Here is a 19,637-nt window from a genome sequence, read left to right as displayed (position 1 = left end):
CCCGTGCTCGGCTGACTTCCAGGGGATCAGCCGAGCATGGGTTCGACTCCGCACCCCGTGCGGCATCAATCACCCGGGGTGTCCAATTCCATCGCGCGCATCACGATGGGCTTGGCCCAGCCCGGCGTGTGCAACAGGTCGGCCACTGCGACCGGGTAATGCAGCTGGCCTGCAGCCATGGCCAATACCGGCAGCGGCACCACGCAGCCGTCGGCATCGGCCGGCGCGCTGTTGTCGTAGACATGCAGCTCGGCCAGGTGCGGCAGCAGCTCCAGCAGGTTCGCGCGCGCCGAATCGAAACGCGCGTGGATCTTCTCCACCGGAATATCGTGGCCACCGGCGGCCACCCGCGCGGCCACACGGGCGACGTGCAGCCCGACATCGGCCAGCCCACAGAACCAGATCGCCACCTGGTGCCGCTCGCAGGCCTCACGCAGCAGACGCGGAATGGTGTTGCCACCGAGCGTGGTCTCGAAGGCGAAGTCGGTGCCATCGACCATGGCCTGGCGCAGGCGGCGGGTGCCTTCCTGCCAGGCCTCGGCATTGGCGTCCGGCAGCGGCCAGCCGGCGTCGACCAGGCGGCGGGTGAACGAGTCCGGGTTGAACCAGCTCAGCCCTTCGGCGTCCAGCCAGGTGCCCAGCAGCGAACTCTTGCCGGCGCCATTGACACCGGCCAACGCCAGGATGCGTCCCATCGATCAGAGCGGACGGCCAAGGGTGACCTTGCGGCCGCGCCGGATCGGCTGGCCCAGCACCTTGCCCAGCCCTTCCCCGCGCTGCAGCCCGGCCAGGGTCTGGTCGAACTCGCTGCGCAGGCGCTGCAGCTCCTCGCTGCGCTCACCGGCATCACCGCCGGCGGCCTTGGCCAGCAGTTCCTGGTAGGTGCGGATGTCCACGATCACCGCTTCCGGGTGGTTGTGGTTGGTGATGACCAGCGCCTGCTTTTCGCGCACGGTGCGCATCAGGCTCGGCCAGCCCCGGGTCTTCACCGACGAGGCCGGGGCCTTCTCGAGGCCAGGCAGATCCAGCGGCAGGGTCATGGCACGGCTCCAGGCGGGGTGGATGAGCGACACTATACCCAATTTGGCCAAATTGGGGATAAATCCCCTTTTACCGCAGGGGCGCGGTGTCCGGAGCGTCGGTCTGCAGCAGGCTGTCGCGTTCGCGCAGCGGGAAGCGGATCCACGCATCCAGCCCCTGTGGGCCAAAGTGCAGCTCGCCGCTGCCAGCCAGCTCGTAGGGCACGCGCTGCTCGATCAGCGCCCGGCCCAGGCCGCGCTGGCGTGGCATTTCCCAGCCCTCCACGTCGGCATGGCGCTCACACCAGTGCAGGCCCAGCCACGGTTCGGCGTCCTGCACCTGCAGATGCCAGGACACCTCGATCCGCCCCGCCTCGCGCGCGGCCGCGCCGTAGCGCAGCGCGTTGCTCGCCAGCTCATGGATGGCCAACGACAGCACCTCGGCCGCTTTCGGTGGCAGCAGCACGTCCTCACCGTGCAGTTCGCACAGGCCCGTGCCCGGCATCTGCGCCGACACTTCCTCTTCGATCATCCCGCGCAGGCAGACCCCGGCATTGCCGCCGCGGGTCAGCAGGCTCTGCGTGCGCGCCAGCGACATCAACCGCCCGCACAGCCGCTCGGCGTACTCGTCCACGCTGGCCACCGTGCTGCGCGTCCGCCAGGCAAGGGCATGGATGGTGGACATGATGTTGCGGACCCGGTGCTGCAGTTCGGCCAGCAGCACCGCCTGGCGCTCGGTGGCGCGCTTGAGGTCGTCGATATCCACCGCAATGGCGAACACCCCGGTCACCTCGCCGTCTGCATCGCGCAGCGGCGCAGCGGCGACGCGTGTCCAGCGGGCGCGCCCGTCGTCATGGATGAACTGGAACTCCAGGCCAGGGACCACCGTCTCCCCCCGCAGGGCGCGGGCGATGGCGAAATCATGGGGCTCGATGCGCGAGCCGTCGGGGTGCCATCCCTGCCAGCGGTAGTGGTTGGGACGATCGGTGGACGGCACCTTGCCGGTGGGCAGATAGGTCCGCATCCGGTCATTGGACAGTTGCAGTCGGCCTTCGGCATCGACAATGCAGACGCCCACCGGCAGCACCTTGAATGCCAGCGCCAGGCGCCGGTCGCTCTCACGGCGCTTCTGCTCCTCGCGCTCGCGGGCCGCCTGCGCGACATGCGCGGCGGTCGTTTCGAACATGGTGACAAGCACACCGTTGATGCGCCCTTCCTCACCGCGGATGGGGCTGTAGGTGATGGTGAACCAGACATCCTCCAGCCGCCCCCGCCGCGCCAGCGGATAGAGCTTGTCCTCGTAGGTGATGGTCTCGCCCTGCCACACCCGCTGGTAGATCGGGCCGTTGATGTGCCAGACCTCAGGCCAGCACTCGCGGGTGGGCTGGCCAAGCCCGCCCGGATGCTTGTCGGCGAGGATCTCGGCATAGCCATCGTTGTAGAGCTGCACCAGCTGCTCGCCCCACAGCACGATCATCGGGAAGCCGTGGGCCAGCATCAGGTCGACAGTGGCGCGCAGGTGCGGCGGCCATCGCTCGATCGCACCCAGTGGCGTGCCTGACCAGTCGTGGCGGGCAATACGGGCGGCCATGCCGTCATGGCGCGCATGCGCCTGCAGCGGCGGCGGCATGCCCGCCGGGCGCTCAATGGCCGGGAGACCCTCGATGCGGCGTGACATGCCGCGCAATCAGGCGATGCCCGCAGCAGCCTGCGGGCCTGCCACCAGCCGTGCCAGCTGCTGCACCAGTGCCTCGATGTGATAGGGCTTGGTACAGCGGGGCGCGCCAGCGAAGCGGCTGGGCAGATTGTCATCGTAGCCGGAGGTCAACATGAACGGCGTGCCGGCGTCCGCCAAGCGGTCAGCCAAGGGGTAGACCAGTTCACCCCCCAGGTTGATGTCCAGCAGGGCGACATCGATGGGGTTCTCATCGACCAGACGCCCCAGCGCCTGCAGGTCACCGGCCGGTCCCACCACCTGCGCGCCCTTCAGTTCCAGATAGTCCACCAGGAACATCGCGATGGCGAATTCATCTTCCGCCACCAGCACCCGCAGCCCTTTCAGGCCCTCTGGCTTGTTGCCCGCTTCCAGCACGACCCGCGCTCCTCGATACACGCGGCGCACCTCTGCCGCAACGCCTGCAGGATGCGCGAAACGGGCTACAAGGGCGCGTGATGATCGATGAAGATCGCCGCCACGGCCCGTTCACCCGGGCATTGCAGCGGCGCGTTCAGAACGCCCGCTCCCATTTCAGGCTGAGTAGGCTGCGGTCGTGGCTGTACAGCCAGCCGACGTTGCTGTCGATGCGGGCGTAGCGCAGGCCCAGGCTGGGCACCAGCCCGGCCACCGCCAGCCGCTCGCTGCGCACGATGGCGATCAGGTTCTGTTCGTCGTCCTGCCTGCGCGCCTCCAGCAATGGACTCCAGGCGTCGTAGTCGCGGCGGCGCAGCGACACGAACACCGTGGCCGTGGTGCCGCTCCACTGCCGCGCCGCGCCCAGCCGCAAGCCGCGCTGGCGGTAGCCGTTGGCCGGGTCGGCAGCGCTGCTGCCGGTGACATCCAGCCCGGCGAAGACCGTCCAGCGCGGATTGAGCGCACGGAACCAGGTGGCATACACCGATACCAGCTCGCCGTCATAATTGCTGGCCAGGCCCTGCTGGCGATACCGCTGGCGCTTCCAGTCGGCCTCCAGCTTGAGCAGGCTGCGTGCATCCAGGGCGTACTGCCATTCGCCGTGCACGCCACTGCCGCCCTGCAGCGCATGGTTGCCCAGGCCCTGGACGTCATAGCTGGGGGCAAGCAGCACGGTCTGCCGCGCACTGCGCCAGCTGTAACCTGCCTGCACATTGGCATTGAGCTCGTTGTAGGCACGGTGCCCGCGCCATGCCTGACCGAAGGCGAGACCGCGCACGTACAGCCCATGATGCCCGTCGAGGACCCAGCGCCGTTCCAGGCTGGCGTCGTAGTCGAGGCCCCCTGCGCGCTGGGCGTCGGGCAGTTTCCGTTCGATGAGGCAGGCGTCGCCTACGCCGAACAGGCAGGTGCGGCTGGCCGAGCTGCGGTTGATGTTGTCACTCCATGCGGGGCCGGCGGACAGCGCGCCTTTCCAGCGCTGGCGCGCCTGCAGGGCACCCAGGTACCCGCCCACGCGCGCGCGGACGCCGGCCGTGGCCGGATCATCAGCATTGATGCCTGCAGCGATGGCCGTGAACAGCGCGACCGCATCGCGATCACGCTGGTCTTCCGCATAGACACGTGCCAGCTCGAGACGGGCCGGCAGGAAATCCGGCTGCGCCGCCAGCAGCGCTTCGTACTCCTTCGCCGCGCGACGATGGTCGCCGGCCACGCGGGCCAACGCCCCCTGCGCGTAATGGCGCAGCAGCGGGTCATGCCCCGGCAGTTCGATGTACTCCTCGAGGAAGGCCGCGGCGGCCCGCCATTGCTGATGCTGCAGTGACAGGTAGAGGGCCTGGCCGAGATCGTCGACGCTGCGCTCCACGCGCAGCGTCCTGCCGTCGATGGTGATGGTCGGCCGCTCCGACTCGGCCTGTTGCAGGCGCTGCCGGTCCTGCTGCTGGTGGCGCAGTTCGCTGCCCTGTTCAAGCACGCGGCGCAGATCGTCCTGCTGGGCGCGCACATCAGCGGCAGCCAACAGCAGTACGACAAGGAAGGTGGAATGGCGCATGGTCGATCCGTGGTGGTGCATGCAGCGGCCGAAGCAGGGACTGGCGGATCGCGGCTTGTCCCTGCCCTGCCCCGTCAGGGGCGTGGCGATCAGTTCTTGCTGCCGCCGAAGGCGGTGTCGTACTGGCTGTTGCCGGCGAACGTGGCGATACCGGCGAGCGTGGCCGCATTGGCGCCGAAGAACTGGCCCTGGCTGTTGCCGGTGACCGAGCCGTTGGCCACGGCGGTGCCGGCGAAGGATGCATCGGCGCTGTTGATGTTGGCGCTGATCGCCAGGGTCTGGCCACCACCGGTCAGGCCGCCGGTCAGCTTGCCAGTGCCGAAGTTCGCCGCGAAGGTACCGCTGAGCAGGTTGCTGCCATTGAACCGGTTCAGGCCGGCCACCGCGTAGGTGGCGGTACCGCTGGGCAGGGTGGTGCCGGCGCGGTCGCCAGCGAAGTACACCTGGCGGTTGTTGAAGCCACCCGCAGCGCCGTCCTTGGACCATTCGCCGAACCACACATCGCCACTGCCCACCTTGACGAAGTTGAAGTGGCCCATGCCGGAATGGCTGCCCGGCGTACCGGTGATCGGCATGGCCAGGGTACGCACGGTAACGCCGTTGACGGTGGTCGGGGCCGAGTAGGCCGCCAGCCCCTGGAAGTCGACCGGCTTGCCGTTGGAGACGGTGCCGACGCCGATGCCGGCCTTGCCTGCGCTGTGCGGGCCGCCGTTGACTTCGGAGGCACCGACCTTGACGTACAGCTGCGAATCGGTGGCCGGGCTGGCCGCACCGACGATGTCGGCGGCCTGGGCGGCACCGGCCAGGGCGAAGGTGGCGGCCATGGCCAGTACGGAACGGGAGATCATCTTCATGGAACTACTCCTTGGGTTGAGGGAACAACGGGTACAACAACGAGACAGGTCATCAGAAGCGTGCAGTGACACCGAGCTTCAGCGTGCGCCCCGGCGCCGGCAGCGTGGAGCGCGTGGCCGGGTCGACGTAGTAGCGGTTGCCGAGGTTGGTGCCGACCAGCTCGACGCTGGCGTGGTCACTGAAGCGCCAGCGCGCGTAGGCATCGACGGTGGTGATGTTTCCCCAGGTGAACGGCACGTTCTGCCAGATCAGGCCACCGCTGCCGGCGTACAGTCGGTCACGGTAGGCCTGCAGGTCCGGGTTCTGGTGGCGCTGGTAATGCACGATGCGGCTGCCCAGCTCCAGGCGCTCATCGAACAGCCGGGTGCCCAGCGACACGTTCACCGACAACCGGGGAATGGCCTGGGTCAGCAGGTAGCCACTGACGAAGCCGTCCTGCACGCAGTTGGGCACCTTGCCGGCCAGCGCATCGAGCTGCACCGCCATGCTTTCGTCGCAGACCTTGTTTTCCAGCGTACGGGTGATGCCCAGGTCGGTGAAGAAGCGCCGGTTGTCGAACCGCGCCTGCAGCTCCAGGCCGCGGATGCGCTGCTTGTCCAGGTTGTCGAACAGGAAATTGCCGTCGCGCTCGATCACGTTGCGGGTCTTGTGCACGTAGTAGGCCAGCTTCACGTCGGCATCGGCGGTGTTGCCGAACAGTGCGGACAGGTTGTGCACGTAGCCCACTTCGAAGTTGTAGGCGTGCTCGGGCTTGAGCGGGTACAGCGGGTTCAGGCTGCTGGAGAACGCGATGGTGCTCTCGAACATGCTGGGGAAACGCACCGCCTCGCTGTAACGGGCATAGGCGCGCGCATTGGGCGAGAAATGCGCGGTGGCCGAGAAGGTCGGCAGCCAGGCATGGTCGCGCCTGCGCTCGTTGCGCCCGGATACCGTCTGCGACCGCCCGCTCTGGATGCTGCACAGGATCTGCGCGCCCTGCACCGGCAACAGCCCGGGAATGGCCGCCAACTGACCATTCAGGCACGGGTTGCTGGCACGGCTGTAGTTGCCGTCCGCATCCGGCAGCCACGGAATGCTGTGCTCCACCGCCACCGGCGTCTCGTACCTGCTCAGCAGGCCCTTCAGCAGATCATCAACGATGAAGCCCATGCCGATGCTGTCCCAGAACGCGCGCTGCGACTCGATGGCGTCGATCTCGCCCTGCAGGCTGGCCGGGCGCTCAGGCAGTTCGTTGACCCGGTAGCGGGCCTCCTTGGGGAACACAGAGGTGGTCATCAGTTCCGGGTGTTCCTGCAGGAAATCATCGAAGGCCCAATAGCGCGCGTAGCGCACGCCGGCGCTCAGGGAGAGGAAATCCACCGGCCGCCAGTCCAGCACCAGATAGCCCTCGCCTTCCTGGCGGCGCCCGGCGCGCGGGTACATGCGCCAGCCATCGCTGACGCCAAAGTACGGGTCCGCCGAGCGCAGTTTCTCGAACTGCCAGTTGCCGCCCACCGTCAGGTCCAGGGTGGAATGCAACGCGAAGCGGTTGCTCAGGGTCAGGCCGGTGCGGTCGTTGCGGGCATTGGCCAGCGCGGTATTGCGCAGGATCGGGCTGCTGCCGGGGTTCCAGTCGGGGTTGCTGGCAAAATTGGCGAAGCCGCCGGCGGTGTAGGTATCGCTGGTGGTTTCGGTGCGCCACAGGTTGGCACGCAGGTCCAGCCAGCGGCTGCCGGCAGGCTGCCAGTGGTATTCCAGGTTCCAGGCATCGGCATCGACGCGGCTGTGCGGCCACTGGATGCGACCGTAGTCGGGCGCGGACAGGATGCGCGAGGGCATGATCTCGCCGTAGTGGGAGAGCGTACGCCGCCAGGTGGCGCGCAGCTGCTGGTCATCGTTGATCTGCCAGGTCGCCTTCAGCAGCCACGATTCCTGCTCGCTGGAGGTGTTGGGCACCTCGTCGCCGGGCTTGAAGTAGCGCGCCAGCGTGGTGATGTAGTCCAGGCCCTTGTACTCGAACTGCTCGCGCGGGTCCTGGTCGTAGTACGCCGTGCCCTGGGTGCCGGAGAAGTAGTTGCCGCGCTTGCGCCAGGCATACGCGGCCATCAGGTCCACGTGTTCGCCGCGCAGGCCCAGCGCCAGCCGCCAGGCCTGGTCCTCGCCGGCGAACACATTGGCTTCCGAACCGCGCGACTTCACCGGCACCAGCAGCGTGCTGTCGGCATACGGTGCCGAGGGCGAGCCCTGCGGGAACCCGGGCACCGTGCGGTAGTCCTCGCCGGTATGCAGCCGCGGCAGGCGTGGCGCCACCGCATTGCTGCTGCCTTCGATCTTCAGCTCCCCGCCGAAGCGCTCACCCGCTTCCACGATGTCATCGACGTCGATGGTCTTGATCACCAGCGCGCCACCGATCCCGCTGTGCACATCGCGCACCAGCCCCGGCCCCTTGATGACCTGGATGCCACCTATCAGGTTGGGATCGATGTAGTTGCGGTTGCTGACGCCGTTGTAGCCGCGCCAGACCGTAAGTGCCTGCTCGCCGCCGTCGATGCTGACCGGCACCCGCCCCGGCCCCTGGATGCCGCGGATGTTGATGTCCAGCGCGCCACTGTTGCGCGCATCGCCGCTGAACACACCGACCAGATCCTTGACCACGTCGGCCGGATTGGAGCCGCGGTAGCGCTCCACCCGGTCGCGCCCCGAATACGCCGTGGCCATGTCCAGCGCGAACACATCATCGTAGCCGCGCCGATCGCGGGCCTCGCCCCCTTCCGACTGCAGGCGACCGGCCACGTCCAGTGTCTCGGTCACCCGCACCCCTTCCCCTTCACCCGCCTCCGCTGCGGTACGCAGGCTCCAGGTGCCGTCCATGCCACGCTGCGCGCGCACGCCGCTGCCACGCAGCAGCAGCTGCAGGGCCTGCATCTGGCTGTACTCGCCGCTCACCGCGCTGGAGCGACGGCCTTCCACCAGGTCACTGCGGAACACCACCTGCACATCGGCCTGGCGGCCAAAGGCACGCACGGCGTCGGCCAGGGGCTGTTCCGGAATGGCGTACTGGCGCAGCGGCGCGACGACCGCCGGTTGCGCCTGCCCGGCCGGCACCCAGGCCAACTGCAGCAATGCGGTGGAAACAGCCAGGGCCAGAGCGGTGGCGCGACGATGACAGGCGGATGCCGTGGACGGCATGGACAGGAACTCCTCAAGCGGGGCGGGACCACGGACACGTCCGGTGCCCGGTGGTGTGTCTGGCTTGAGAAGAAACGCTGTTTCGCTCTGGCTATACCTCTATAGACAGCGGGCTGCGACGACTGCCCACGGTTTTTTCATGTTTTTTTTCATGCGACCGGTTCGTCCATGTTCCGAGGGTGCTTCACCACAGCAGCAACGCACCACCGGGCAAGCGCTGCACGCGCAGTCCCGCCTGCGCGGCCACGGCGACGATGGCCGTGTCCGGTTGCTGCAGGCGGAACAGGCCACTGACCCGTACGCGTGCGCCCTGCCCGCCCAGTACCCAGACCGGGGCACGACGGTAGCGCGCCAGGTCGGCGATGGCCTGCGCGGCCGGCCGATCATCGATCACTACCTCGCCACGCCGCCACGGCGCCATGCTCTCCGGATCTTCCAGCTGCACCGGCTGCAGCCAGTGCCCGTCACGGAACGCGCGTGCCTGTCCGGCATGCAGGCGCTGCACGCTGCCATCGCCCGGGCGCACATCGACCACACCCGCGCTGACCTGGGTGGTGACCGTGGTATCCAGCATCGACACGCTGAAGGCAGTGCCGATGTCACGGACCAGGCCGCCCGCTGCCTCGACCTGGAACGGGCGAGCCTCGTGCGCTACCTGGAACCAGGCCTGGCCGCGCAGCAGGCGCAGGTGGCGCTGCCGGTCATCGAACGAAAGTGCCAGCGCGGTGCCGGCATCGAGTACCGCCGTGCTGCCATCGGCCAGCTGCACCACTCGTGGCGCATCGCTGCTGCGCACATCACTGCGCGCCAGCAGCAACGCATGCGGAGCGGCCGCGACCATCAGCACCACGGCCGCAGCCGATGCCAGCAGCCACGGCAGGCGACGGCGCGGTGCGATCGGACGCAGCCCCTGGCGGTCGGCGGTCAGATCGGGCAGCGCGGCCAGCACCTCGGGCCCGGCAGCGTCCAACCGCTGCCAGAAGGCCTGCTGCTGGCGCCAGGCCAGCGCATGGCGCGGATCGGACTGCAGCCAGCGCTGCAGGGTGCGTTGCTGGCGTTCCGGCAACGGGCCTGCATTGCACCGTATCACCCAGCGCAACGCCTGCCTGGCCTGACGCGGCGAGGGTTCGGACGTGGTCATGGTTGTGGCCTGCCGCACCGCGAATGGGTGCGCTTTCCTGTTGTGACAACGGCGGGCACGATCTGCCCACGGCAATCGCCGCTCATCGGCCCATTCCCCGCTGCTGTTGCTGGATCAGCAGCGCTGCGCGCAGCACATGCTTGCCGACCAGGCTCTTGGAGATCCCCAGGCGCGCGGCAATCTCGCGTTCGCTCAGGCCCAGGTAGCGGTTGAGCACGAAGCACTCGCGTACCTGGGCCGGCAGGGCCAGGATGGTCTGGGTGATCTCGCGCAGCTGCGCCTGGTCCAGCGCCTGCGCCTCGCCGTCGTGGCCTGCCTCGGCCATGCCGGTGGCGTACTCGGCCATCGCGCGCCGCTCGCGGGCGTCGGCCTGGCTGCGGTTGAGCGCGTGGTGGTAGGCCATCCGGTACAGATAACCGCGCGGCTCCAGGATCGGTGGATCACCGGGCACGCTGCTGGCCTTCAGGTAGAGGTTCTGCAGGGTGTCCTCGGTGCTGGCCGGGTCGAGGTAGCGCGCGACGAAGCGGGACAACGCACGGCGCTCGCGGATCAGCAGCTCGACCAGCGCCAGGGCATTGGGAGACATAGGTGCCAAGGCCGGACCGGGGAATGATGGGCGTGATGGCGACGGTCCGGACGTGGATTGTGGGCTGCGGGGCCGCAGGCGGCAAGCCGCGCCACGAAAGCATCATCGACGCATGGCGTGGATGGAGGATCTACGGTTCCTCCAGCGCCTCGAAGCGTTCGGCGAGGTAGTCGATCAGCGCACGCACCGCAGGCAACAGGCCGCGTCGCGACGGGAACACCGCGTGCACGACGCCGTGCTTGGGCACCCACTCCGGCAGTACCGGCACCAGCGCGCCACTGGCCAGCTCGTCGCTGATCATCATCCGCGGCAGCATCAGCAGGCCCACCCCGGCCACCGCGGCGGTGCGCAACGCGATCATGTCATCGCTGACCAGCCGCGGGCGATGGTGCACGCTGGCCAGCACATCGCCCGGCCCGGTGTATTCCCAGGCATGCTGCTGGCTGGGCGATGCCAGATCCACGGTCGGCATCATCGCCAGGTCGGCCGGCACCTGCGGCGTGCCCAGCCGCTGCAGCAGCGCCGGGCTGGCACTGGTGCACCAGACCCGGCGCGCCAGCACGCGTACCACCAGGTCACTGTCCTCCAGCGGCGGCGGCCGCACGCGGATCGCCACGTCCACACCCTCACCCACCACATCGACGCGCCGGTTGGTGGCGTCCAGCTGCACCGTCACCTGCGGGTGCAGGGCCAGGAAATCGGCCAGCATCGTGCCAATGCGCGCGTGCAGGATCGCGATCGGGCACGCCAGGCGGATGGTGCCGCGCGGCTCGGCACGTGACATCGCAATGGCTTCCTCGGCCGCTTCGGCTTCGACCAGCATTGCCTTGCAGTGGCGGTAGTAGTCCTGGCCGACCTCGGTGACCGAGAAACGCCGGGTCGAACGCTGGATCAGGCGCACGCCCAACCGTTCCTCCAGCAGCGCGATGCGCCGGCTCAGTTTCGACTTCGGCATCGCCAGCGCCCGGCCGGCCTGCGAGAAGCCGCCATGCTCGACCACCATGGCGAAGTAGAACAGGTCGTTGAGGTCACAACGGCGGATATCTGCGATGAACACGGGGCGATCTCCTGCGGCCACGGCCTGCAGACATTGTTCACCAGATAGGACTATGACGGCAAATACTGGCGTCTACCGGCCTTATTGTCACGGCGATATCGTCTTCGCAACGAAGAACAGCGGCCGGCAGCCCCGGCCAGGAGATCGCCATGAAGCGTGTCACCGGTACCTACAGCGCCCCACGCCCGCACTGGGTGGGCGACGGATTCCCCGCCCGCTCTATGTTTTCCTACAACACCCACGGCCAGCACCTCAGCCCGTTCCTGCTGCTGGATTACGCCGGCCCGTACACCTTCGCCCCCAGCAATACGCCGCGTGGCGTCGGCCAGCATCCGCATCGCGGATTCGAGACCGTCACCATCGTCTATGAGGGTGAGGTCGCCCACCGCGATTCGACCGGGGCCGGCGGCACCATCGGCCCGGGTGACGTGCAGTGGATGACGGCTGCCTCCGGCATCCTCCACGAGGAATTCCACACGCCGGAATTCAGCAGGCGCGGCGGCACGCTGGACATGGTCCAGCTGTGGGTGAACCTGCCGGCGCGCGACAAGATGGGCGCACCGGGCTACCAGACCCTGCTCGACGCAGAGATTCCCTCGGTGGATCTGCCCGATGGCGCCGGCCGCGTGCGGGTCATCGCCGGCCGCTTCCACGGTCATGCCGGCCCGGCGCGCACCCACACGCCGATGGATGTCTGGGACATCCGCCTGCAGCAGGGCCACCACACCGACCTGCCGGTGGCCGAGGGCCGCACGCTGGCGCTTGTGGTGCTGAAGGGTACGGTGCGGATCAACGGCGGCCAGCCGGTCGGCGAAGCGCAGCTGGTCACCTTCGACCGCAGCGGCGAGGACGTGTTCGTCGACGCCGACAGCGACGCCACCGTACTGCTGCTCAGCGGTGAGCCGATCGACGAGCCGGTGGTGGGCTATGGCCCGTTCGTGATGAACAGCCAGGCCGAGATCGCGCAGGCGGTCAACGACTTCAACAGCGGCCGCTTCGGCCAGATCGCGCACTGATCGTTTCAAAGCGGCGGGCGATGGCCCGCCGCACCCTCCGGGCCATCGCCCGCTTTTTCCAGGAGACTGACCATGAGTACCCCCGCCAACTTCAACGGTGCCCGCCCGGTGATCGATCCGGACAACGCCGCGATGCTGCTGATCGACCATCAGAGCGGCCTGTTCCAGACCATCGGTGACATGCCGTTCACCCGCGTGCGCGCCCACGCCACCGCGCTGGCCAGGATGGCCACGCTGGCAAAGATGCCGGTGATCACCACTGCCTCTGTTCCGCAGGGCCCGAACGGCCCGCTGGTCCCGGAGATCCACGACGCAGCCCCGCATGCCCAGTACGTGGCGCGCAAGGGCGAGATCAACGCATGGGACAATCCGGAATTCGTTGCCGCAGTGAAGGCCACCGGCCGCAGGCAGCTGATCATTGCCGGCACCATCACCAGCGTGTGCATGGCCTTCCCGTCCATTGCCGCCGTTGCCGATGGCTATCAGGTGTTCGCGGTCATCGATGCCTCGGGCACCTATTCGAAGATGGCCGAGGAGATCACCCTGGCCCGGGTGGTGCAGGCCGGCGTGGTGCCGATGGACACCGCCGCGGTGGCCTCGGAGATCCAGCGCAGCTGGAACCGCGACGATGCCCAGCAATGGGCCGAGGTCTACACGAAGATCTTCCCGAACTACCAGCTGCTGATCGAAAGCTACCTGAAGGCGCAGGACGTGCAGAAGAACCACGAGCCGCTGGATTCGCAGCGCAGCTGACCTACGCCCGGGGTGCCGGCCCGCTGTCGGCACGCCTCTCAACCGGAGACCCATCATGTCCAGTGAACCGATCCGCGACCCGGCCAGCGATCATCTGCTGACCCCGCAGAACTCCGCCTTCATCATCATCGACTACCAGCCGGTGCAGGTGAACTCCATTGCTTCGATGGACCGCCAGTTGCTGGTCAACAACATCGTCGGCACTGCCAAAGCCGCAGTGGCTTATGGCCTGCCGATCGTGCATTCGACGGTGAACGTCAAGACCGGCCTGAACAAGCCGCCGATTCCGCAGCTGCGCCAGGTGCTGGGTGACTATCCGACCTACGACCGCACCACCATCAATTCCTGGGAAGACGTCCAGTTCCGCAGGGCGGTGGAAGCCACCGGCCGCCGCAAGCTGATCATGACCGCGCTGTGGACCGAGGCCTGCCTGACCTTCCCGGCCTTGGATGCGTTGAAGGAAGGCTATGAGGTGTATGTGGTGGTCGACGCCGTCGGCGGCACCTCGCTGGCCGCGCACGATGCCGCGCTGCGCCGCATCGAACAGGCCGGCGGCCAGCTGATCAGCGTGCCGCAGCTGTTCTGCGAGCTGCAGCGCGACTGGGCCCGTTCGGAAACGGTGCCGGCCTTCATGAACCTCTTCATTGAAACCGGCGGTACGGCGGGCATCCAGTTCTCGTACGATCGTACCGAGTAACCGGGTGGCGGCGCCGGTCCTGGCTGGCGCCGCCTTTGGGGAGCCGTCGAGCACGGCTCGACGCTACAGTGGGTTTAATCGAGCGTGGCTCGACGCCATGGATAGATGGAGAATGTGATGGCCTACGCACGCATTGTTTCGACCGCCGACAATTACCTGCACCACATCAGCAATGGCAGCTTCGATGTGGATGCGGACGAGCCTGCCTCGTTGGGCGGCCAGGGCAAGGGCTTCGCGCCGTTCGACCTGTACCTGGCCTCGCTGGCGGCGTGCACCGCCATCACCCTGCGCATGTACGCGCAGCGCAAGGGCTGGGACCTGGGCGAGTTCCATGCCGAGCTGCGCTCGGAACGTGACGAGGACGGACGCCTCCACGTGCACCGCGTGCTGCATGCCAGTGCCGAGCTGAGCGATGCGCAGTGGCAGCGATTGCTGGAGGTGGTGGAAAAGACCCCGGTGACCCTGGTGATGCGCGAAGGTGCACGCATCACCAGTGAGCGTGGGGCGGCGGCGTAACAGAGGGCTCAGCGCCGTGAATGCAGCACCGTGCGCTGGCGCATCGCGTTGAATTCCTGCTCCACCTGCTGGATGTCTTCGGCCTGGAACCCGGCGGCATCCAGCAGCTGGTCGGCGGCAGCGGCCGCCAGCGGATCATCGTCACGCTGGCGCCAGCAGCGCGCCGGCAGGAAGTAGCCCACTTCGCTGCGCCCGCGCATGATCACCACCGGCCGGCCCGCGTACAGCAGGAACTCGGCCAGGTGCTGGCGCAGGCCCTCCACGGAAACATAGGCCGGTCCAACACCCAGCATCTGGCTGGACGGTTCGGGACTCTCGAACAGCTTGCGACGGCTCATCCACTCCTCCTTTTGAACAACGCGTGGTCTCCTTTCCCTAGACGGGCGCATCGCTGCGCCCCCGCCACGCACTACGTGATCCGCATCACGCCGTCACTCAGAAGCCGGTATTGAACTCCAGCTGGAACACGTCGATCGACAGCGGCGCACCGGACACTTCCTTGGCCGCCATCCACTTGCCGCTGATCCAGCTGCGCGCATCCAGCGCGTAGGCACCGCCCACGTAGTAGCCGCGGGCGTTGGTGCCGCCGAGGTGGAAGTTCGGATCGTTGTAGGCATCCGGCAGCGCATCGGCCTCGATGTGCTTGTAGCCCAGCAGCGCCTGCCACTGGCCCTTCTCCTTCAGCTCGGTGGCACCGAAGGTGGCCTGCAGCATCCATGCCGTGTCGCCGCTGCGGAAGGTGTCGATGCTGGCGGCACCACCGGCACCGTAGTTGTTGACGATGCCGTTGTTGGCGCGACTGAACATCGCCTGCTTGTCATAGGCCAGGTTGCGGATGTAGTCGCCTTCAAGGCGCAGGCCGACGTCCTGGGCCAGCTGCGTATCCCAGCGCAGGTTCAGCGTGGCCAGGCGGAATGCCGAGGCCAGACCGACATACTGCGGGGTGGGCGTATTGGCCGGATCCAGCGGATTGCGCGCGATGTCGCGGATCAGCATCAGGGTGTTGCCCTTCTGCATGAACGCCGGACGCGACCAGTCGGTGTCGCAGCCCACCGCGCCCGCATACAGCGCGCACGGCGAGGACAGGCGGCCGCTGATGTTCTTGAAGTCGTAGTAGCCCAGTGCCGCGCGCAGCGCGTTGTCGTCATTGAAGCGCCAGTTCACGCCCACCTGCGCCCCGGACAGCCACTTGTTCTCGTTCGGGGTCTTGACCCGGCTCTGGCTGGGCGCGCTGTCGGAGGTGTACTCCAGCGGTACCACCGCCAGATTACCGAACAGGCCGAGGTCACCGCCGCCGAAGTCGTACTGCAGGTTGGCGGCCAGGCCATCGAAGTTGAGGTCGTTGGAGAACAGCGTGTCGCTGGTCCAGAACGGATTGCCGAAGCGGCCGCCACGCACCGTCACCCAGTCGGCCGGGCTGTAGGCCAGCCATGCCTGGTCCAGCCATACATCCTTCTTGCTCAGGCCGCCACCCAGCTGCTCGGTGGTCGACACCGGGCCATTGCTGCTGCCGCTGGCCAGGCGCACACCGGCCGTGGTGTGCTGGCCGATGGTCGCCTCGATGCCCAGGCGGGCGCGGATGCGCCACAGGTTGCGGCGGTCCTGGCGGGTGTTCAGCAGTGGTGGCAGCTGCAGGTTGGTGTTGGTGTTGGTGTCGAAGCCGTTGCCGGAATTGATCGACGACCAGTTGCTCACGATATCGCTGTTGCGTTCGGAGAAGAAGCGCGATTCGCTGCGCACGCGCATGTCACCGGTGACCTTGATGCGCTTGGTCCACTCAGCCACTTCGTTCGGTGCCGCCCAGCCCTCGGACCTGGCCTGCGCCATCACGTCCTGGCGTACTTCGTCACGGATGCCGTCGCGCACGCTCTGCGGCACGTAGGGCACGCGCACGTCGCCGGCCTCCAGGGCGACACCGCCACTGGCGGCCGAGGTCGCGGTGGCTGCGCTGCGCTGGGCGGCCGCCGCTTCGGCCTCGGCCTGCACCAGCAATGCCTGGCCGTCTTCTGGTTTCAGTGCGCCGCTGGCGATCAGGCCCTTGATCAGCTTGACCATGGTGGTTTCAGCGGCCATCGCACCGGCCGGGGCGGCCAGGCTGAGCAGCACGGCGCAGCACAGCAGCGCCCGTCGGGCCGGCCGCGGGCGGCGGGAATCGGTTCGTGCGCGGACGTGGTCGTTCATCACGGTTCTCATCGAAAGAAGGGAAATCACGGAGGTCGGGAATCAGGCCCCGGGCCGGCGGCCCTGGATCAGGACGCGGGCAGGGAAATCAAGCGACGGTGGGGGTGCCTGGTCGACCTTGCCGATGCGACGCAGTGCATCGAGCACGGCCGCGTCGGCCTCCTCGTTGCCACTGCCACGCACCAGCTCGACCTTTTCCAGGCGGCCATCGCTGGCCAGCCACACATTCACCTGCAGCTGGAACGCCAGGCGCTTGACCTTGTCGTCGCGCGAGATTGCCTGCTGCATCAGGTAGCCGAGGTAGCGCCCATAGGTGGCATTGCCGGCACCGCCGCGACCGACGCCGGACGAACCGCCACCATTGCCGGACTGGATGCCGAAGTTGTCACCGCCGGCCTGCGCATCGGCGTTCATCGTCACCGGATCGGCATTGTCCGGAGTCGGTGCCGGCTCTTCAGCCGGCGTCGGCTGCTCCAGCGGCTCCGGTTCGGGCATCGTCTCCTCCGGCGGCGTTTCTGGCTCCGGCGGCTTTTCCGGCGGCGGCGGGGGTGGCGGAGGCGCTGGCGGCAGCGCCAACATCGGCGGCTGCACCACCGGCCGACGGGTGCTGGCGGTGTCCTTGAACAGCATCCACCACACGGCGATGCCGAGCACCAGCAACGCGGCCAGCACCAGCGCGACAGTCACCAGAAACTGGCGACCGCGCATGCCGGGCTCCGGCCGAGGGGGTTGATGGGCCGTCATGCCTCAGCCCTGCGCCTTGCCGGTGACCAGGCCCACCTGGGCCAGCTCCAGCCGCCGCAGCAGGTCCAGCACCTCGACCACGCGGGCGTACTGCACCTGTGCGTCACCGCGCACGATCACCGGGAAGTCCGGCGTGGTCGCGCGCTCGGTCCGCAACCGGTCTTCCAGCTCGGCCATCGTCACCGGGTAGGCATCCAGGAACACCTGGCCGCTGGGGTCGATGGTGATCGCCTTGGTCTTCGGCTTCTCCAGCGCAACGCTGTTGCTGGCCTTCGGCAGGTTGACCTCGATGCCGGGGATGGAAGCGTTGCTGGTCAGGATGAAGATCACCAGCACCACCAGCAGCACATCGACGAAGGGCGTCACGTTGATGCCCTTCTCGCGCTTCTTGATGCCGAACTTCGCCTTCTGGCCCATGGCGCGCCCCTCAGCCCTGGACCGCGGCCGGGCCGCGCCCGTCCTGCTCTTCGGCCAGGCGCGCGGCGAATTCGTCGATGAACACCGCCATGTCCGCACCGATCGCTTCGGCACGCGCGCCCAGGTAGTTGTAGCCGAACAGCGCCGGGATCGCGACGCCGAGGCCGGCGGCAGTACACAGCAGCGCCGCGGCCATGCCCGGTGCCACCGAGTTGATGTCCACCGCGCCGGCCATTGCCGCAACCACGAACACCAGCATGATGCCGATCACGGTGCCGAACAGGCCCACGTAGGGCGCGCCTTCGATGGTGGTCGACAGCCAGTTCATGCGCCGCGCCATCGCTTCCTGCTCGCGCACCATCACTGCATCCATCGAGGCGCGGATCGCCGCGATGGTGGCACCACTGAGGTAGCCGCTGTTGCCATCGCGCTGGTGGCGTTGCTGCATTTCATCGATGGCCACCTGGTAGATGCGCCACAACGAGCCATCGTGCATGGCGGTCGGCGCCTTGCCCTGGCGGTCCATGTCGGACAGGGTGCGCAGCGGTACGCCGGACAGCTTGCCGAAGCTCTGGGTGAACACCGCATTGGCCTTGCTGGTACGACCGAAGTGGCGGCTCTTGGCGATCATGATCGCCCACGACAGCAGCATCATCAGGCCAAGGATGGCGACCACCACCCAGGCATCGAACGGCATCGCCTTGAGAATGAAGGCGAAGTGGCTCTGCCCGGCGGACTGCTCGTCGGCGCCGTAGCTGACCAGGCGCGAGTCGGCGCCCTGAGCGGTGGCGTCGGCCAGCAGCAGCGCGGCCGGACGTGCCACCCGCGAAATGCGCAACTCGTCCAGGGCACCTTCGAAGTTGGCCAGCGGCTGCGCCGCGCCCGGCGCATCGGCGCCGACCACCGGCGCGGTGGCCAGCGCCGGCAGCGCACCGCTCAGCTGGGCAGCTACGCGCCCATTGAGGTACAGCTGCAACGCGCCCTTCTCTGCCGTCAGTGCAACATGCGCCCACTGCCCTTCCGGAATCGGTTGCGCCGGCGTGCTGCGCTGGCCATTGAGCTGCACGAACGGCACGCGGTTCTCGATGCCCAGCACCAGTTCGGAAGCACCATCACGGCGGGCGTAGATGGCTTGAGCCGCATTGTTGCTGCCCGGCTTGATCCAGGCCGAAACGGTGAGCGGCGCGCCCGCCTCCTGCGCCAGCGATGCGCTGGCCGGCAGCGGCAGCGAGCCGGCGCCCAGCTGCACGCCGCGGCCGATCACCGCGCCTTCCGACGGCGGCACCACCGCACCGGCATTGTTGCCATAGGCGGTGGTGTCGCGTGCCGGCGCATTGGCCTCGGCAAAGTGGTAGACCAGCGTGTAGTCCGGATCGAACACCTGCTGGCCGTTGCCGCTGGCCGGGGCATTTTCATTGCCGTAGTACATCCAGATGGTCTGCGGCGCGGCGGCACTGACCGCCGGCAGGTCCACCCAGACCAGGGCCAGGCCCAGCGTGGGATCGAACTGCTCGATCTGGTGGGCCAGCACGGTACGGCCATCACCCGAGACGAAGCGAAGGTCGTTGCCCGCATCCTGGGTGCCGTCGAAGCCGAAGTTGCCGGTATGCAGCCGCAGCAGCAGTGGCGTGCGGCCCGGGTCACCGGCCAGGCCCGCGCCCTGCGGGCCCGCGTCTACGGTGATCGGCTTGCGGTATTTCCATTCGGCCTGCCACCAATTGGCATCGGCCGCAGCCGCAGGCAACGCAACCAGCGCGGCCAGCAGCAGCAACACTCGGGAAAGCAAACGGTCCATGCGAAGGGT

At 67.9% G+C, this 19,637-nt stretch carries 19 protein-coding genes; 4 read left to right on the top strand and 15 right to left on the bottom strand.

Features of this window, described 5'->3' with window-relative positions; all coding sequences use genetic code 11:
- Positions 1 to 65 precede the first annotated feature (65 nt).
- The 10 genes from VG561_RS11145 to VG561_RS11100 all read right to left on the bottom strand — a co-directional run bounded on the left by VG561_RS11145 (position 66) and on the right by VG561_RS11100 (position 11,509).
- Complete coding sequence (locus VG561_RS11145) at positions 66 to 695, bottom strand: hypothetical protein (RefSeq protein WP_262093847.1); 630 nt, start codon at positions 693 to 695, stop codon at positions 66 to 68.
- Positions 696 to 698: 3 nt separating this feature from the next.
- Entirely contained in the window at positions 699 to 1,040 is a 342-nt protein-coding gene (locus tag VG561_RS11140) for a type II toxin-antitoxin system prevent-host-death family antitoxin (protein WP_014647343.1), read from the bottom strand.
- 70 nt (positions 1,041 to 1,110) lie between these two features.
- The gene (locus tag VG561_RS11135; RefSeq protein ID WP_164077810.1) at positions 1,111 to 2,697 is read right to left on the bottom strand and encodes a PAS domain-containing protein; all 1,587 of its coding nucleotides are present in this window, start codon (positions 2,695 to 2,697) and stop codon (positions 1,111 to 1,113) included.
- Positions 2,698 to 2,706: 9 nt separating this feature from the next.
- Positions 2,707 to 3,111, bottom strand: a complete 405-nt coding sequence (locus VG561_RS11130; RefSeq protein ID WP_014647345.1) for a response regulator — start codon at positions 3,109 to 3,111, stop codon at positions 2,707 to 2,709.
- A gap of 136 nt (positions 3,112 to 3,247) precedes the next feature.
- Positions 3,248 to 4,702 carry a porin family protein gene (locus tag VG561_RS11125; RefSeq protein ID WP_262093846.1) on the bottom strand — a complete coding sequence of 485 codons (1,455 nt, stop codon included), beginning with the start codon at positions 4,700 to 4,702 and terminating at the stop codon, positions 3,248 to 3,250.
- Positions 4,703 to 4,791: 89 nt separating this feature from the next.
- On the bottom strand, positions 4,792 to 5,556 hold the full coding sequence (locus VG561_RS11120; RefSeq protein WP_014647346.1) for a Slam-dependent surface lipoprotein: 765 nt from the start codon (positions 5,554 to 5,556) through the stop codon (positions 4,792 to 4,794).
- A gap of 52 nt (positions 5,557 to 5,608) precedes the next feature.
- A complete protein-coding gene (locus VG561_RS11115; RefSeq protein ID WP_423179585.1) occupies positions 5,609 to 8,725 on the bottom strand; it encodes a TonB-dependent receptor domain-containing protein in 3,117 nt (1,038 codons plus the stop codon).
- A 184-nt stretch (positions 8,726 to 8,909) separates the two neighbouring features.
- Positions 8,910 to 9,866, bottom strand: a complete 957-nt coding sequence (locus tag VG561_RS11110; RefSeq protein ID WP_262093844.1) for a FecR domain-containing protein — start codon at positions 9,864 to 9,866, stop codon at positions 8,910 to 8,912.
- A gap of 82 nt (positions 9,867 to 9,948) precedes the next feature.
- Complete coding sequence (locus VG561_RS11105; RefSeq protein WP_014647349.1) at positions 9,949 to 10,452, bottom strand: RNA polymerase sigma factor; 504 nt, start codon at positions 10,450 to 10,452, stop codon at positions 9,949 to 9,951.
- Between the two features lie 130 nt (positions 10,453 to 10,582).
- Positions 10,583 to 11,509: a LysR family transcriptional regulator gene (locus VG561_RS11100; protein ID WP_262093842.1), complete on the bottom strand. Its 927-nt coding sequence runs from the start codon at positions 11,507 to 11,509 to the stop codon at positions 10,583 to 10,585.
- A 149-nt stretch (positions 11,510 to 11,658) separates the two neighbouring features.
- Between VG561_RS11100 and VG561_RS11095 the strand changes: the two genes are divergently transcribed.
- The 4 genes from VG561_RS11095 (at position 11,659) to VG561_RS11080 (ending at position 14,491) form a co-directional block, all read left to right on the top strand.
- The gene (locus VG561_RS11095) at positions 11,659 to 12,525 is read left to right on the top strand and encodes a pirin family protein (RefSeq protein WP_014647351.1); all 867 of its coding nucleotides are present in this window, start codon (positions 11,659 to 11,661) and stop codon (positions 12,523 to 12,525) included.
- Between the two features lie 72 nt (positions 12,526 to 12,597).
- On the top strand, positions 12,598 to 13,278 hold the full coding sequence (locus VG561_RS11090) for a hydrolase (RefSeq protein WP_262093841.1): 681 nt from the start codon (positions 12,598 to 12,600) through the stop codon (positions 13,276 to 13,278).
- A 55-nt stretch (positions 13,279 to 13,333) separates the two neighbouring features.
- Positions 13,334 to 13,975, top strand: a complete 642-nt coding sequence (locus VG561_RS11085; RefSeq protein ID WP_032962577.1) for a hydrolase — start codon at positions 13,334 to 13,336, stop codon at positions 13,973 to 13,975.
- A 117-nt stretch (positions 13,976 to 14,092) separates the two neighbouring features.
- Positions 14,093 to 14,491 (top strand): OsmC family protein, encoded by a 399-nt coding sequence (locus VG561_RS11080; protein ID WP_049404363.1) that lies wholly within the window; start codon positions 14,093 to 14,095, stop codon positions 14,489 to 14,491.
- 8 nt (positions 14,492 to 14,499) lie between these two features.
- On the opposite strand, the gene VG561_RS11075 is transcribed toward VG561_RS11080, so the two are convergent.
- The 5 genes from VG561_RS11075 to VG561_RS11055 form a co-directional block, all read right to left on the bottom strand.
- Positions 14,500 to 14,829, bottom strand: coding sequence for a hypothetical protein (locus VG561_RS11075; RefSeq protein WP_005409871.1), 330 nt, complete (start codon positions 14,827 to 14,829; stop codon positions 14,500 to 14,502).
- A gap of 97 nt (positions 14,830 to 14,926) precedes the next feature.
- The gene (locus tag VG561_RS11070) at positions 14,927 to 16,672 is read right to left on the bottom strand and encodes a putative porin (protein ID WP_262093839.1); all 1,746 of its coding nucleotides are present in this window, start codon (positions 16,670 to 16,672) and stop codon (positions 14,927 to 14,929) included.
- 42 nt (positions 16,673 to 16,714) lie between these two features.
- Positions 16,715 to 17,380, bottom strand: a complete 666-nt coding sequence (locus VG561_RS11065; protein ID WP_126412395.1) for a cell envelope integrity protein TolA — start codon at positions 17,378 to 17,380, stop codon at positions 16,715 to 16,717.
- Positions 17,381 to 17,419: 39 nt separating this feature from the next.
- Positions 17,420 to 17,833 (bottom strand): ExbD/TolR family protein, encoded by a 414-nt coding sequence (locus tag VG561_RS11060; protein ID WP_005409874.1) that lies wholly within the window; start codon positions 17,831 to 17,833, stop codon positions 17,420 to 17,422.
- Positions 17,834 to 17,843: 10 nt separating this feature from the next.
- Positions 17,844 to 19,628, bottom strand: coding sequence for a MotA/TolQ/ExbB proton channel family protein (locus tag VG561_RS11055; protein WP_262093837.1), 1,785 nt, complete (start codon positions 19,626 to 19,628; stop codon positions 17,844 to 17,846).
- Between the last annotated feature and the right edge of the window lie 9 nt (positions 19,629 to 19,637).

This window comes from Stenotrophomonas sp. CASM110 (assembly GCF_049384345.1).
Lineage (GTDB): Bacteria > Pseudomonadota > Gammaproteobacteria > Xanthomonadales > Xanthomonadaceae > Stenotrophomonas > Stenotrophomonas muris.
This window is presented reverse-complemented; position numbering and strand designations above follow the sequence as displayed.

Coding starts and splice junctions, on each gene's coding strand:
- VG561_RS11065 (WP_126412395.1), bottom strand. CDS start 17,380: ATGCGCGGTCGCCAGTTTCTGGTGACTGTCGCGCTGGTGCTGGCCGCG.
- VG561_RS11070 (WP_262093839.1), bottom strand. CDS start 16,672: ATGAACGACCACGTCCGCGCACGAACCGATTCCCGCCGCCCGCGGCCG.
- VG561_RS11125 (WP_262093846.1), bottom strand. CDS start 4,702: ATGCGCCATTCCACCTTCCTTGTCGTACTGCTGTTGGCTGCCGCTGAT.
- VG561_RS11075 (WP_005409871.1), bottom strand. CDS start 14,829: ATGAGCCGTCGCAAGCTGTTCGAGAGTCCCGAACCGTCCAGCCAGATG.
- VG561_RS11060 (WP_005409874.1), bottom strand. CDS start 17,833: ATGGGCCAGAAGGCGAAGTTCGGCATCAAGAAGCGCGAGAAGGGCATC.
- VG561_RS11085 (WP_032962577.1), top strand. CDS start 13,334: ATGTCCAGTGAACCGATCCGCGACCCGGCCAGCGATCATCTGCTGACC.
- VG561_RS11090 (WP_262093841.1), top strand. CDS start 12,598: ATGAGTACCCCCGCCAACTTCAACGGTGCCCGCCCGGTGATCGATCCG.
- VG561_RS11115 (WP_423179585.1), bottom strand. CDS start 8,725: ATGCCGTCCACGGCATCCGCCTGTCATCGTCGCGCCACCGCTCTGGCC.
- VG561_RS11095 (WP_014647351.1), top strand. CDS start 11,659: ATGAAGCGTGTCACCGGTACCTACAGCGCCCCACGCCCGCACTGGGTG.
- VG561_RS11080 (WP_049404363.1), top strand. CDS start 14,093: ATGGCCTACGCACGCATTGTTTCGACCGCCGACAATTACCTGCACCAC.
- VG561_RS11055 (WP_262093837.1), bottom strand. CDS start 19,628: ATGGACCGTTTGCTTTCCCGAGTGTTGCTGCTGCTGGCCGCGCTGGTT.
- VG561_RS11105 (WP_014647349.1), bottom strand. CDS start 10,452: ATGTCTCCCAATGCCCTGGCGCTGGTCGAGCTGCTGATCCGCGAGCGC.
- VG561_RS11135 (WP_164077810.1), bottom strand. CDS start 2,697: ATGTCACGCCGCATCGAGGGTCTCCCGGCCATTGAGCGCCCGGCGGGC.
- VG561_RS11120 (WP_014647346.1), bottom strand. CDS start 5,556: ATGAAGATGATCTCCCGTTCCGTACTGGCCATGGCCGCCACCTTCGCC.
- VG561_RS11140 (WP_014647343.1), bottom strand. CDS start 1,040: ATGACCCTGCCGCTGGATCTGCCTGGCCTCGAGAAGGCCCCGGCCTCG.
- VG561_RS11145 (WP_262093847.1), bottom strand. CDS start 695: ATGGGACGCATCCTGGCGTTGGCCGGTGTCAATGGCGCCGGCAAGAGT.
- VG561_RS11110 (WP_262093844.1), bottom strand. CDS start 9,866: ATGACCACGTCCGAACCCTCGCCGCGTCAGGCCAGGCAGGCGTTGCGC.